The sequence below is a fragment of the Pseudomonas sp. NBRC 111133 genome, assembly GCF_001320605.1.
GTDB classification, from domain to species: domain Bacteria; phylum Pseudomonadota; class Gammaproteobacteria; order Pseudomonadales; family Pseudomonadaceae; genus Aquipseudomonas; species Aquipseudomonas monteilii.
The window spans coordinates 49,112-62,635 of the sequence record NZ_BCBJ01000088.1; the positions used below are offsets into that span (position 1 = coordinate 49,112).

The window sequence follows — 13,524 nt, forward strand, 5'->3', positions numbered from 1 at the left end:
AGTCAAGATCTGAAAGACTGCCACGCCCCTTCAGGCGTTGATCAACCCAAAATCGCCAAGCTTCCGGTAGAGCGATTGGTCAATTTTCGAATTGATGGAAGCCCTCCCAACTTGCAATACCATCTAACCCATGCGGGGAATACTTTCCCCACCTGGGCGAAGTGTTTCTCCGCTTTCGCTATTGAAACTGGAGAACCACAATGAGCAATCAATCCAACGAAGCCAAATTCTTCGACCTGCATACCACTGGCATCGGCTACCTCAACCGTATCCGTGAAGTCAGTCCCCGCAAGGGCAAACCCTTCACCTGTGTCACCGTTGCAGCTTTGCACGGTGCAACTGATAAAGCCGAGTACTCCTACATCGACTGCAACATTGTCGGTGCCGAGGCAGAATCGCTGGTTAAACGCTGCCAGCAGGCCGTTGAAGCTAAAAAGAAGGTGCTCGTCTCCTTCCGAATCGGCGACATCTGGGCTGATGCTTTCACTTATGATAAAGGCGAGAAGAAAGGCCAGGCCGGCGCAAGCCTCAAAGGCCGTCTGCTCTTCATCGGCTGGATCAAAGTCGACGGCAAGCTGGTGTACGAAGCGAAGCCGAAAAACGCTACCCCACCAGCTGACAATCAGGGACAACCTGGTGTTGATCAGTCGTTGAATCAGGAACAACCTGCTCCTGACCAACCCGTGAATCAGGAACAGCCAGTCGCCGACCAGTTTGGTGAACAGCCTGAACCTGACTTCGGTAATGATCTTCCCAAGGAGGCCAACCAGGCCGCATAACCCTTATCAAGGCGCTGACTTCAGCGCCTTCACTTTCTGCCAAGGAGGCAGTCATGAAAATCCTGTTCGCGTTGAACCTTCTAATCCTGATTGCCGCCGTCATTCTCGGCGACATTGTTTTCGGCGCATGCGCTTTCATCGGGCTGAGCGGTTTTGCTATCGATGTCCTCAACCGCAAAGTCAGCTCGATCACAACTGTGCCAACCCACTGATCACACCAACCTGACTTCTACCCATTAGGGGACGCCGATCCCCTTCGGGAGGCGTTTTCCTCACAAAGGACTTCGCCATGCCGTACTGCATCACTGTTGCTGGAGATATTCGGCAATGCTTCCCCGACTTCGCTACCGCACGCTCAGATATTTTGGAGCTGCGGGACAAAGGTCAGAAGCCTCGATTGTACTACTCTACTTCGTTCGAACGTCTGGGTTGCGAGATCGATGATCACGGCGCGCGAATCCAAGACTACACGGACATGACCTGGTGCGATTTCACCAAGCTGCTTCCTCACTTCGACTCTTCCTGGTCGGTAACGGATGATGAACTGTCGAATGACAGATATCGTCTTGTTGATGTCTATGCACTCCTCTGCGGTCGTAAACATCATTTAGCTGACATGGCCTACGCCCAGGGCAAAATCACTCCCAAGGATCTTCGGGTCAATACACGAATTCTCAGGGTCACCCAGGGTCTCATGGACCCCAATGACCTCTAGTACCACCAACTTCAGCGCTTGAACCTTACCTTTCGGGTACATCACCCGAGCGGGCTGGTGGCCCCTCATCGGAGAATCACCATGTCCCAAGCCACTCAAGCCTTTAACGGCGTCATGTTCATCACCAATCCTTTCGAGAAACGAGTTACCGGAGCCTTCATCCGCGTAGACGTACTCGAGCGGCGGTTCGCGGATTCAATTCAAGCTAGCTCGAATCTTGCGATGGATCGTTGTGGTCAACACTTCGAACTTTACGAGATGAGCCTGCTCACTACGCTGCGCGATCAATATGCCGCACTCACCTTTCCTCACGATCAGTTGTTCAAACGTGAGGCAGAACGACAAGGCTTCCAGCTCGATGATGAGCACTACCGCGCTGTACAGGAAGCTAGTTCCAACCTCTGGGAAGAGATCTACGAAGACATGATCTGACCCACCCTGTATCACCAGTCCTCCACCCCGAAGGGTATCCCTTCGGGGGGGCTTTCAAAGCAGTTACCGGGCATCTGTGAGGCTTCTGCCAACAGCCCGACAAATGAATTCTGTTTTGGTTCACTGTCGTTGACAGTGCCTCCCGGAGCCAGGGTTTAAGGCTCCAGCGCGTTGCGCCAACCCACCCAAGATCGCCTAGCACTCGGCAGCGCGATCACATCACTCAGTGATGGAGTGCCTTCTACTTTACCTACCCGCGGGGATCTCATCCCTCGCGGACTGAGGCCTCGCTCATTCTGGAGACCTCTGATGTCCATACCATCCGCCTCGTCCGAGGCATACCTCACCCTTCCGGTTGTCCTGGACAACGCTGCGTGGATGCGTGCGGTCTATCTCGAAAACCCTGACCGGGTAGCCGAAATGAGCCAACGCCTCGCTACCGTCGTACAAACGGCGTGGCAAGAACTCAAGCAGCAACCTCTGGCCAAGGCTTTTACCTTCGGCGTGTATACAAAGCGCCATACTGGCCGCCAACGTGACTGGGTTGCCCTCGCTTTGCGAGTCGTCACCCCCGAGAACGAGCCTGCCTACATCCAGATCCAGCTGCAGCCCACTGCAGACCCCGCCTGACACAGCCAGTTAATCACCCAGAGGGGTCACCCTCTGGGGTGGCTTCCTCTCAACCAGGAGCACGCCACATGGCACAATCACCCAACCCCTTCAACATCGCTACCGGCGATCACCCTGTACCTCATCCCTGCTGCAGCCAAGCGTTCGAGATCGCATCTGCACACTTGCCCGAGGAGGACTGGGAGGAGCTGCAGGCACTCGTTGAAACTGCTGATACAGCTCTGCTTCAGTTCGAGTGCTTCACCCTGCCCGACAGTGACGCCATCGGCTTCAAACTTCTCAGTACGCCCTGGACCGACCAACATCTGGGACAGTACTGGGGGTACGAACTGTCGACACTTCAAGCTCTGCAAGCCACCGAGGGCTTCAGTGAGGAGACCATCCGAGTACTCACTCTTGCCGCTCAGGCTGAAGTGAGGTTCCTGGTCATCGACCCCAACAGCAACGTTCTCGACGGTCTGCCGCTGTTCGACTGCTGACCACCTTCCACCCTCGCGGGGAACGCCCGCTGGGAGTTCCCCATGCTTTACGGGGAGCGCGCATGATCTCAATCACCGGCCAGTTGGCCATCCGCACCATCTCCGGCCGACTCGGGCTATTCAACGTCGGCCGCCTCAGTACCTCGATCGGTGAGTTCACCATCAAGGATGCTCTTCTGGATCAGTACCAGGAGGGTAAATACCGAGGTGATTTCGCGATCAAGCAGATTCGCCCATCGTATTACTCACACGGCGGTCGACTCGTTGTTGAGATCAGGGCTGAACTCGAGGGCATGACCCTGGAGGATGTCACAGGTCTCAGTCGCGAAGACGAAGAACACCTGCCAACCAACGTCCCTGACCCTCTTGAAGAGGACGGGCCACCACCCACACCGATACCGCCACGTCGGACTCCAAGTACGCCGGCGCGACAGCCCCAAACTGATGCCTTCGCCTCGGATGAGCCCTTCGGGATGAGTCCATCGGAGCCACCGAGCACGAACGACATCGATGCCGAGCTATTTGGCACGGTTTGGCCATTGAGCGAAACCGTGAGGCTCGACACCACCGTAGACCGACAACGGCTGCGCGCCCAGTGCACGCGGCTGGACCAGCTCGGTTTTACCATGGACTTCAAAACTCAAACCTGGACCAGGGCTTCGCCTTAACCCCCCCCTGCCAGACCACTGCCGCAGTCAACCTGAACCACACACCCTGAGGGGCCTCCTCGGGGGCTCCATTTATCTACCTGGAGCACCACCATGAACGCCATGTTCAGCCACTTGAGCAAACAAACCCTCGCCAACATTGAGGACCAGCTGTCCAACAACGAGGTGTCGACTGACGAGGAACTCGTCGACTTCTTCATCGAAGAGTTGGACCTCACACTGGACCAGGCTGAGGCTGCTATACGTCTCCGCGACCAGTACCGGATCCAAATATTCCTCGAGGGTCACGGCCCGCTGCACCAACAAGACAGTGTGGCTTTCGATCCGCTCACCAGGACCTTCAATTAACCACCAGACCACCCCGGGGGGCGTTTCCGCCCTCTGGGACGGACGCCTCCACAATGGAGGCCATCATGCACCCATCCCCCTTGTTTCAGATCGAGGAATGCCCGGACCTGTACGTCGACGCCTGTGTGTGCGACGAACAACGCAACTTGGTGTTCATGTCGGCCTGGGGTCGTGACACCGCACTACAGGAGTTTCTGGCCAGGCTCACACTTGGCCGGGAAGAGAATGGCCTTGAGCAGTTTCACATTCTCGTCGACGGGCGGAGCATTCCCGTCTTCCCCAACCAGGACCTGCTGGAAAAGCGCACCACACGGCAATTCCGCGGGACGTTGTTCGGCAGCATGTTGCACCTCTGGCTGTTCGATCGACGCGCCTCTGTTCCCGACCAAGCCAATCACTTCGCTTTCGCCCTCCTGGAGCGAAATGAAGCTCCACACCATCGACTCTGGCCGCTGGTAATCGAGACCTGCCCACTCCCCCTTCTCTCCCACTGGCGCGAGCCCGTGATTGAGGTACTCACCCAGCACCAGATGCTGATCGCCCTCCCTGGAGCGATCGGCAATGTCTGCGCCTGGCGACTCGCCATGAAGCTCGAGGTGCTCGAGCCTACTCTCGGAGAGCTGATTCGCCAGGGCGTACTCACCACTGAAGCTCAGGCACCTGCCTGAGCTCATCCACCAACTCAAAGGACACTCTATGGCCCTCATGTTTCCGCGCCTGGCGCGCAACTTTGCCCGCAACGGCTACTACCCCACCGATGAAATCACTCTTGAACGCACGCTGCAGGCACTCACTCCCGCCACTTCGGGCAGGATGAGGATCTGCGACCCCTGTGCCGGCGAGGGTGTCGCCCTTGCTGAAGCGGCTCATCTCTTAGGCCGCGACCAGGTCCAAGCGTTCGCCGTCGAGTACGATCTCGAACGCGCGGATCACGCGCGTGGCCTGCTCGACCGGGTGCTGCACAGCGACCTCTTCGACACCTTGATCAGCCGCCAGTCGTTCGGCTTGCTCTGGCTCAACCCACCCTACGGTGACCTGGTCGCGGATCACTCCGGTGCATCCCAGTACCAAGGCAACGGCCGCCGGCGCTTGGAGAAAGCCTTTTATCAACGCTGCCTCCCGCTTCTGCAGTACGGCGGCGTCATGGTGCTCATCGTTCCTCACTACGTGCTGGACGACGAGTTCACAGGATGGCTGAGCAACCACTTCGCCGAACTGCGCGTATACGGTGCTGCAGACCCCACCTTCAAACAGGTGGTGATCTTCGGCATTCGCGTACGCCGGCAAGACCTGGCTCGGGCCACCACCAACCAGGTGAGGTCCCGCCTGCAGGCGATCGGCGCTGGGCAGCAACTGGCCGAGGAGATCCCTGCCACCTGGCCATGGGAGCCGTACCTCATTCCGTCAGTTGCCAGCGAGCTGGAGCACTTCTACCGCATTACCCTGGAGCCGGAGCAATTCGCCTCCGAGATTCTGCGGCTGCGAGGCCTCTGGCCCGACTTCAACTTGCATTTCGGTCAGGCCGGCCTTCAACCCCGAGCCCCTGTCCGCGAGCTTTCTCGCTGGCACCTCGCCCTGGCCCTGGCCGCCGGCGCAATCTCCGGTGTTGTACGTTCGAAGTCGGGGCGCGTCTTGGTCGTGAAGGGTGATACCTACAAGGACAAGGTGCGCAAGACAGAATTCACCGAGGACGAGAAAGGCAACGTCTCAGAAGTCAGGATCCTCACCGACCGGTTCATTCCGATCATCCGCGCCTGGGAAATGACACCTTCCTCGGTGAACTACGGCAAGGTGCTGATCATCAGTTCCTCACCGGCGAGCAACGACGAAGCGCCTGCAACCGATCAGTCAGTTGCAACGCCGCTGTTCAACCCGGGGCAGATCATGATGACCGCCGCTGTCAGCCATCTGGTCGAAACCGGGCAGCTCAACCCTACTCCCGCGCTGAAACGCCATCTTGCTGGCGACTGGGGTGAGCTATGCGATGACGATCGGGCCTCCAATCAGCTTGCGCTTACCCACGGAGACCGTTTGTTCTCAGGCTACGACATCGACGCGGGCGACGAGTCCAGGCTCTGGATCATCACCGAAGCCGACCGCAGCTCCACCACCCTGCTGCTTCCCAGCGACTACTGACCCACGCCGCAACGGCGACAACCCCACACCGACCCACAGGGTATGCCCATACCCGCTGGGGTTTGTGCATGCCCTGCTTTCCCTGCAGGAGATGCACATGAACGCACTGACCCAAGCAGCCGCCTCGGCCAACTCCCCACTGAATATCAACCTGACGGCTTTCATCGACGAATTTGGCGATGAGCTACTGGAGTCGCTCAACCGCTCCAACCCTCCGGTTTATACCGGCAGCATTAACGAACAGCGCCAGGCCGTGATGGCAAGTCTCAAGCGCACGCCATTCGTGGCGCAAGCTGAGGTTGTCCAAGCCATCACGGCGCTTCTGCTCGATCGCAACGAGCAAGCTGCGATCATCAACGCCGAGATGGGTACCGGGAAGACGATGATGGCCATCGCAGTCGCTGCCGTGCTCCACGCGGCAGGCTACCGTCGAACCCTCGTCATCTCACCACCCCACCTTGTCTACAAGTGGCGGCGCGAGATCCTGGAGACCACACCAGGCGCCCGCGTCTGGGTGCTCAACGGCCCGGACACGTTGGTCAAACTGCTTAAGCTGCGTGACCAGGCGGGGCAAACCTATGACGGCCGGCCGGAGTTCTTCATCCTCGGCCGCGTCAGGATGCGGATGGGTTTCCACTGGCGACTCGCCTGCTGGAAGCGGCGCACTGCAGGTGGCCAGCGGCTGGCGGCATGTCCAGATTGCGGCCAGGTCCTCGAGGACCTGGAAGGCAACCTGGTCACCGTGGAAGAGTTCGAGCGCGGTGATCGCCGTCGCAACTGCAGTGCCTGCAACGCTGCCCTCTGGACGCTTATGCGCCCAGGCAAAGCTGATGGTGGGGACCGACGCTCGACAATCCTGAAGTCGATGTGCCGGATACCAACGATCGGCCCGGTCCGGGCGGAACGGCTGCTGAACGACTTCGGCGAGGACTTCCTGGCCTCGATGCTGGTCGACAACGTCTCAGAGTTCATCAACTTGATGGACGCGAAAGGCAACTTCGTCTTCAGCGACCGTCAGGCCAAGCGCATGGAGCGGGCGATGGCCAACATCGAGTTTGGATTCGGCGAAGGCGGATACCAGCCGACAGAGTTCATCAAGCGCTACCTACCCGATGGTTTCTTCGACCTGCTGGTTGTCGACGAAGGGCATGAATACAAGAACAGCGGTTCGGCCCAGGGCCAGGCCATGGGGGTGTTGGCCGCGAAGGCGCGTAAAACCGTGCTTCTCACCGGGACCTTGATGGGCGGCTACGCCGACGACCTGTTCTACCTCCTGTTCCGCATTCTCACCCAGCGCATGATCGAGGACGGCTACCGACCCAACGCACGCGGCAGTATGGCTCCTGCAGCCATGTCGTTCATGCGCGATCACGGAGTCCTCAAGGACATCTACACCGAGCGCGATGGCGATTCGCACAAGACTGCCAAGGGCAAGAAGCTGTCGGTACGCACCGTGAAGGCCCCAGGCTTCGGCCCTAAAGGCATCCACCGGTTCGTGCTGCCATTCACCGTGTTCCTGAAGCTCAAGGATATCGGTGGCAACGTGCTGCCCAGCTACCAGGAGGAGTTCATCGACGTGCCCATGGCGCCGGAGCAGGCCTCGGCCTACCAGCGCTTGGCGGCCACGTTGACCGCTGAGCTCCGCCAGGCCCTGGCCCGGAGAGACACCACTCTTCTGGGAGTGGTGCTCAACGTGCTACTGGCCTGGCCGGACTGCTGCTTCCGATCGGAGATGGTCAAACATCCGCGCACTCGAGACACGCTGGCCTTTGTGCCGGCGCTCTTCGGCGACCATGAACTGATGCCCAAGGAGCAGGCGCTGCTGAACCTTTGCCTCGAGGAGAAAGCGAAAGGCCGCAAGGTCCTTGCATATACCGTCTACAGCGGGACGCGCGACACCACGTCCAGGCTGAAGAAGGTCCTCGAGCAGGCAGGCCTTCGCGTTGCGGTACTGCGGGCCACGGTTGAAACGGCTCGGCGCGAGGACTGGATCCTCGACCAGGTTGACCGTGGTGTCGACGTGCTGCTCACCAACCCGGAGCTGGTTAAGACCGGGCTGGACCTGCTGGACTTCCCAACCATCGCGTTCCTGCAGACCGGGTACAACGTGTACACCCTACAGCAGGCCGCGCGGCGGTCGTGGAGGATCGGGCAGAAACACCCGGTCCGCGTAGTGTTCTTCGGCTACGCCGGCAGCTCGCAGATCACCTGCCTGCAGTTGATGGCCAAGAAGATCGCAGTGGCCCAGAGCACTTCGGGCGATGTGCCGGAATCCGGACTCGACTCGTTAAACCAAGATGGAGATTCGGTAGAGATGGCTCTCGCACGACAACTGATTGCTGCATAACTTAAGGCCACCTTCAGGTGGCCTCTTTTAATCTAGTTCCCTCAAACCTTCTTGTAGCTGCTAAATGGTGGCAGCTGGACCTTCTGACCGGACGCCGGATCAATCCATACAGGCTCCATATATCCCTCAAAACCTTTAAAGAGAAGGACAATGACCTGTCCATCTGGGAGCGCGAACTGATATTTGTTACCTTCTGTGAAGCTTGCCATGAAAGACCCTTATAATAATTGGTGAAGGTTTTAGTATGAGGAAGAACACTCAGCCCCCGCTAATTAGAGGCCACGCATGCCTTTACTTCCGCTTCAAAACACTTAGATAGCATCTAATCTTCTGCGTTCGCAGCCACAAAGGCGGGCGCGATGATCATACGGTCCAGAGGCTTATCATGTCTCCACTCCTTACCCGCCCCCTCGATCCAGCCCTTCAACATGGCAGCCGTAATCGGCGCGGGCCCTCGCATCGCATGCATGATCACAGCAGCACAGTGATGGTAGCCGCGCCTGTAAGTGCCTTCCCTCTGCACTTCGGCTGGCCCAAGGTCTGCACCAGGCTGCATGCCTCCATTCAAAATGGCTTCTAATGACAAATTAAGATGTTGGGGATCTTTCAGGAGCGCGGAATGTTCTTTTTCGGCCGCTGAAGCCGTGTTCCAATCTCGATGTCCATGCATGACAGCAACCGCTTCGAGAACCTGGCTATGGCTGAGAGGAACGTTATTTGCTGCTAGGTGGGTGCGCAGGCGCTTGGCCTGTGACTTCAGCGCTTCAATCTTGGTCATGATGTGTTCTCAATATACCGGCTCGCATCGCGTGTCGGACCCTCCTTTGCGACCTGCCGGTGAGAATCACCATTAGGGGGTAAAACCTTGCTTTCACCATGCCAATTCGGCGGAGGGGGCAGGCAGCAAGTGGCCCGGTCCTAAGCCTATTTCAGCCACAATTGATTATCAAGTCTTATAACGGGCTAAGGCTTATCCCTCTACTTCGGCGGAGAGCGAGGGCTGGGCTTGGGCATTACCGCGATATCTCCTTGCTACGGCAACCGGGTGAGTTCACTGACGATCTCTTCGCGGCAACGCAACCAGTTGCCTGCGATCGCCTGATGTCGGTAATGGATGGCATAAACCAGCGGTACGGCAAAGGCACACTGAGATCTGCCAACGTTCCAAGAAGCCCTGAGTGGGGTATGCGTCGGGAACTGCTGAGTCAGTCGTTTACGACCCGGTTAGATCAGCTATGGCGGGTTTACTGCAGATGAGGGTGGCGCGCCAGGCATTGGCCATGCTCTGTCTTAATGCAAAAAGCCCCGCCCTGGCGAACCAGAACGGGGCTTCCCCATTAATTAGAACCAGTCTTCATAATGGTCCCGCAGGAACTCGTACAGCTTGAAAGCTCTGTAACCATTCCAAACGAGGTCCCACAAACGTCCAAATTTAGACATTTCGGCCTCCTAAGTAGGTAAGGCCGAACCTCCAGCGCTTTTTCCAGAACACATAGCGCCTTCGAGTTACCGTTGATGGTCCCTGTGAGGTGGCCGGTTGAGAACCCCCGGATGGTCATCTGGCGCGGGTTCCTACGCCGCGTCTGGGGGATGAAACTGTTGCGTAACTGGCCACCTGCTTCGGGCAACGTGAGTGCAGGCAGCGCCATAATAGCTGCAAATCTGGCATTGTGCGATCATGGGCGGAAGCAGTCAGCTTTCAGCCAAGCCGAAAAGCGGATCGGTTTTCAGGCCACCGAAAACGGTCGGTACGTTCGTCGCATGCCAAAACGCAATCCCAATCGGACCACCACCATTTGCAAATCGTAATTTACGAACGTAAACTGAACGCACGTTGATGGTCCCTGTGAGGACTCGCAATTCAGCCCCCTAATCTGGATTGCACAAAAACCGCCTTCCCTAAAGGCGGTTTTTTTTTGCCTGCTGGAAAGTGAATCCAGTGTAACCCCCAGATGGCTGGTTCTAAACATTCGTGGCAATCGTTCACTGGCCGTCAGCCGAGAAAACCGTTTGTCCAGCACGCTCGTCCTGAGCGACCTGGGCTGCAAAGGTGGGTTTGCAGTCGCGGCGCTCGCCAGCAGATGGCGGGCCCTTTGGCATCGATCAATAAATTCCACACGGTCGGGCTAAGTATTTTCTGCTGAAACAGCATCATGGATGCGCGAGGGTGTACTCGGCTTCGAGAGGACACCCATGAAACTGCCGATCCGAAAATATCTGCCCATCGCCGCAGGACTGCTCATCCTGGGCGGCATCATCGCGTTCCAGCAATACCAGCTGTCGACCCTGTCTCGCGCTGTGAACGGAGCAGCAGAGAAAATTTCCATCGACGCACTCCAGAGCAGGGTGAGCGCGATCGACGATCGTCTCGACACTGTGTCAGGCAAACCCCTGGTCACGATGGAAGACTTCCGTGTTAGCCAGCAAACACTCTCGAGCCGGATCGATGCTGTGCAAGCCACGGCAAAGCAGGCCCACGAAGCTGCAGTTGAAGCCACTCGCTCATCCGCGACTGCGGGCGATCTCCTGGTACTGAAAGCCGACCTTGAGTCACTTGACGGCAAAGTGCAGAAAATGAGCAGGCCACAGGCCCAGGCAACTGCACCAGCTCCTAAAGCCTCCACTTCCAAACCGAAGGCGAAGCCCGCACCGGTTAAAGCCACGCCCATCCCGCAAGAGCCTCCACCATTTCAGATGGTCGGTCTCGAATACCGGGGCGGCGAGCGCTTTCTATCTGTTGCCCCCACCGGTAGCACGCGACTGAGCCAGATCTACCTGCTTCGGCCAGGCGAAGTGGTCAGTGGCAGCACCTGGCGACTCAAGGCTGTAGATGAACGAACTGCAACCTTCGACGCCGGCGGCACAACCCGAACCCTGAGCATCCAGCCATGAGAAAAGCATCATGAATCTACCAATCGTTCGAGCCATCGCCTGCGCCTGCGCATTTACTGCTGCGGGCATTGAGGCCGCGCCGCTTCCTTCCGCTGTAGGAGGAGGCGCCCCCAGTGTTCAACAGCTCACCAGCGAAAGCATCCTGTCGCAGGACAAGCTTCATGATAAAGCAGCGCAGGAGTGGGGCCTGACCTCCAAGGAATACGAGCGATATCAAGAAGTGATGCAAGGGCCTCGGGGGGTGTATTCGCCGGGGCTTGACCCGCTCACTGCACTCGGAATCGAAGCTCGATCGGATAGTGAGCGGCGCCGGTTTGCCGAGCTCCAGGTTCAGGCAGAGCGTCAACGAGTCGACAGGGAGCTCGCCTACCAGCGAGCCTACGATGAGGCGTACCAGCGTCTGTTCCCGGGCATCAATGCCATTGAGATTTCGGCCTCCCCTTCGACCCGGGCCGGGTCCGGGAGCGGCCCAGCTCTGGAAGGTAACGGGCGAATGGCACTCTTCGTCAAAGACGACTGCCTGCCCTGCATCGACCAGGTCAAACGCCTGCAGGCGTCCCAGACACCGTTTGACCTCTATTTCGTCGGCAGCCAGAACGACGATGAACGAATTCGCCGCTGGGCAATCCTCGCGGGTGTTGACCCGTCCAGTGTTAAAAGCCGACTGATCACACTCAATCATGACCAGGGCCGTTGGATTCGCCTCGGTCTCGGCGGCTCGCTGCCAGCGGCCGTGACGCAGGTGAACGGATCATGGCGCCGTCAATGAGTTGGTGGCAGCTCTGCCTGCTGCCGGTGCTACTGTTCGCCGGCAATGCGTGGGGCGTGGAAGATCCGCCACCAGCTTACAAGGCGATCGCCATCAGGCACGGGGTTCCACCGGTCGTGCTCTATTCAGTGGCGCTGCAGGAGAGCGGCACCCGCCTTCGGGGTCAGCTTGTGCCCTGGCCGTGGACGTTGAATGTCGCGGGCACCGGCTATCGCTTCGCCACCCGCGCAGATGCTTGCCGAGCGCTGTTGGTCGCAATTGCGACCGCTGGGCCCGCTCGAGTCGACGTGGGACTGGGGCAAACCAATATTCGCTCGAACGGGCATCGCTACAGCTTTCCCTGCGAAGGCCTGGACCCCTACAAGAACTTGGCGGTGACCGCCCAGATCCTGGCTGAGCAAAAGGCCAAGGGCGGAACCTGGATCGATGCTGCCGGGCGGTATCACCGCCCGGCCGGCGGCGCGCCGGCGGCAAAGTACCGAGGCTACTTCGCGAAACATCTCAGCCGGGTCACCGGCATCAATTTCGAGGTACGGACCCCATGACATATCCCCACGCCTGGCGGTCACACGTCTTGCAAGCCCTAGCCTTCGCGATGGTGACCAGCCTGGCCCTACCCACCAATGCTGACCAGCAAGCGGTGCTCACAGTAGTAGAGGACCGCGGCGGAGCATCCGCATTGCTCTACTACCAGGACATTGAGCCCGAGCCTGCGCACGCTCCCCCAGTTGTGACTGGTGTCAGGGCTGGAGGGGCTTTCCCGGTGTTGACTCCAGAACTGAGCCCGGGCCCAGTACAGGGACGGGTCATCAATGCAGCTGGTCTGCAGCCGATGTTCATCGTCGGGGATGATCCAATGTCGCAGGCCTGGCTCAAGCAGAAACTGCCGGCACTTCAAGGCCTGCAGGCAGTGGGACTCGCCGTGAATGTTGGCAACGCGGCACGACTGCAAGAGATCCGCCGCTGGGCTCCCGGGTTGCAAGTGATGCCCGTTCCTGCCAGCGATATTGCTGGTCGCTTGGGGCTGCAGCACTACCCGGTGCTGATCACAGCCACAACCCTTCAGCAGTGAGACCCGGTATGCGCCCAACACGACCTGTATCGCCGGTGTTCACGCTGATCATCAGCCATCCCCTGCACCGACCCGGCCGCGAGCAAATGATCGAGCAGGTCCGCCACGTGAGCGAGCTCTACGGTGCGCGCTTAACCGGGATCTCCGAGTTCAACGAACACGCATTCGCCCAGCGCCTGGCCGAACGGCTGACTCCGGACCAGGTCGAGGCAGCACGCGCTGAAGCCGACGCCCTGACCTACACCTCGAGGACGTGA

The 13,524-nt window shown here is 58.7% G+C and carries 17 protein-coding genes and 1 pseudogene; 17 read left to right on the forward strand and 1 reads right to left on the reverse strand.

The window, feature by feature from the left end:
* The first annotated feature begins 200 nt into the window (after window positions 1-200).
* The 11 genes from APH36_RS21105 (at window position 201) to APH36_RS21150 (ending at window position 8,534) form a co-directional block, all read left to right on the forward strand.
* Window positions 201-779, forward strand: a complete 579-nt coding sequence (locus APH36_RS21105; protein ID WP_023660726.1) for an STY4534 family ICE replication protein — start codon at window positions 201-203, stop codon at window positions 777-779.
* 53 nt (window positions 780-832) lie between these two features.
* A complete protein-coding gene (locus APH36_RS31770) occupies window positions 833-991 on the forward strand; it encodes a hypothetical protein (RefSeq protein ID WP_023660727.1) in 159 nt (52 codons plus the stop codon).
* Window positions 992-1,068: 77 nt separating this feature from the next.
* Window positions 1,069-1,494: a hypothetical protein gene (locus APH36_RS21110; protein ID WP_023660728.1), complete on the forward strand. Its 426-nt coding sequence runs from the start codon at window positions 1,069-1,071 to the stop codon at window positions 1,492-1,494.
* A gap of 81 nt (window positions 1,495-1,575) precedes the next feature.
* A complete protein-coding gene (locus APH36_RS21115) occupies window positions 1,576-1,926 on the forward strand; it encodes a hypothetical protein (protein WP_023660729.1) in 351 nt (116 codons plus the stop codon).
* 309 nt (window positions 1,927-2,235) lie between these two features.
* A complete protein-coding gene (locus APH36_RS21120) occupies window positions 2,236-2,556 on the forward strand; it encodes a hypothetical protein (protein ID WP_043287754.1) in 321 nt (106 codons plus the stop codon).
* A gap of 68 nt (window positions 2,557-2,624) precedes the next feature.
* Complete coding sequence (locus tag APH36_RS21125; protein ID WP_023660731.1) at window positions 2,625-3,035, forward strand: hypothetical protein; 411 nt, start codon at window positions 2,625-2,627, stop codon at window positions 3,033-3,035.
* 62 nt (window positions 3,036-3,097) lie between these two features.
* Entirely contained in the window at window positions 3,098-3,703 is a 606-nt protein-coding gene (locus APH36_RS21130; protein ID WP_023660732.1) for a DUF3275 family protein, read from the forward strand.
* A gap of 93 nt (window positions 3,704-3,796) precedes the next feature.
* Window positions 3,797-4,051, forward strand: a complete 255-nt coding sequence (locus APH36_RS21135; protein WP_023660733.1) for a hypothetical protein — start codon at window positions 3,797-3,799, stop codon at window positions 4,049-4,051.
* A gap of 65 nt (window positions 4,052-4,116) precedes the next feature.
* Complete coding sequence (locus tag APH36_RS21140) at window positions 4,117-4,719, forward strand: hypothetical protein (RefSeq protein ID WP_232109481.1); 603 nt, start codon at window positions 4,117-4,119, stop codon at window positions 4,717-4,719.
* Window positions 4,720-4,747: 28 nt separating this feature from the next.
* Window positions 4,748-6,187, forward strand: a complete 1,440-nt coding sequence (locus tag APH36_RS21145; protein ID WP_023660735.1) for a DUF6094 domain-containing protein — start codon at window positions 4,748-4,750, stop codon at window positions 6,185-6,187.
* A 97-nt stretch (window positions 6,188-6,284) separates the two neighbouring features.
* On the forward strand, window positions 6,285-8,534 hold the full coding sequence (locus tag APH36_RS21150; protein WP_031324274.1) for a DEAD/DEAH box helicase: 2,250 nt from the start codon (window positions 6,285-6,287) through the stop codon (window positions 8,532-8,534).
* A 322-nt stretch (window positions 8,535-8,856) separates the two neighbouring features.
* Here the strand turns inward: APH36_RS21150 and APH36_RS32785 are convergent, their stop codons facing one another.
* Entirely contained in the window at window positions 8,857-9,312 is a 456-nt protein-coding gene (locus tag APH36_RS32785; RefSeq protein ID WP_023660738.1) for a glyoxalase superfamily protein, read from the reverse strand.
* Window positions 9,313-9,566: 254 nt separating this feature from the next.
* On the opposite strand from APH36_RS32785, the pseudogene APH36_RS32790 reads away from it, so the two are divergent.
* The 6 genes and pseudogenes from APH36_RS32790 to APH36_RS21180 form a co-directional block, all read left to right on the forward strand.
* A pseudogene (locus APH36_RS32790) lies at window positions 9,567-9,791 on the forward strand (DUF4113 domain-containing protein); the annotation flags it as partial.
* A 936-nt stretch (window positions 9,792-10,727) separates the two neighbouring features.
* Complete coding sequence (locus APH36_RS21160; protein ID WP_031324277.1) at window positions 10,728-11,426, forward strand: hypothetical protein; 699 nt, start codon at window positions 10,728-10,730, stop codon at window positions 11,424-11,426.
* Between the two features lie 10 nt (window positions 11,427-11,436).
* On the forward strand, window positions 11,437-12,195 hold the full coding sequence (locus APH36_RS21165; protein WP_055985437.1) for a TIGR03759 family integrating conjugative element protein: 759 nt from the start codon (window positions 11,437-11,439) through the stop codon (window positions 12,193-12,195).
* A complete protein-coding gene (locus tag APH36_RS21170) occupies window positions 12,180-12,740 on the forward strand; it encodes a lytic transglycosylase (RefSeq protein WP_031324278.1) in 561 nt (186 codons plus the stop codon). Before APH36_RS21165 ends, APH36_RS21170 begins: the two co-directional genes overlap by 16 nt.
* A gap of 50 nt (window positions 12,741-12,790) precedes the next feature.
* The gene (locus APH36_RS21175) at window positions 12,791-13,267 is read left to right on the forward strand and encodes an integrating conjugative element protein (RefSeq protein WP_031324279.1); all 477 of its coding nucleotides are present in this window, start codon (window positions 12,791-12,793) and stop codon (window positions 13,265-13,267) included.
* A gap of 8 nt (window positions 13,268-13,275) precedes the next feature.
* A complete protein-coding gene (locus APH36_RS21180) occupies window positions 13,276-13,524 on the forward strand; it encodes a hypothetical protein (protein WP_060500124.1) in 249 nt (82 codons plus the stop codon).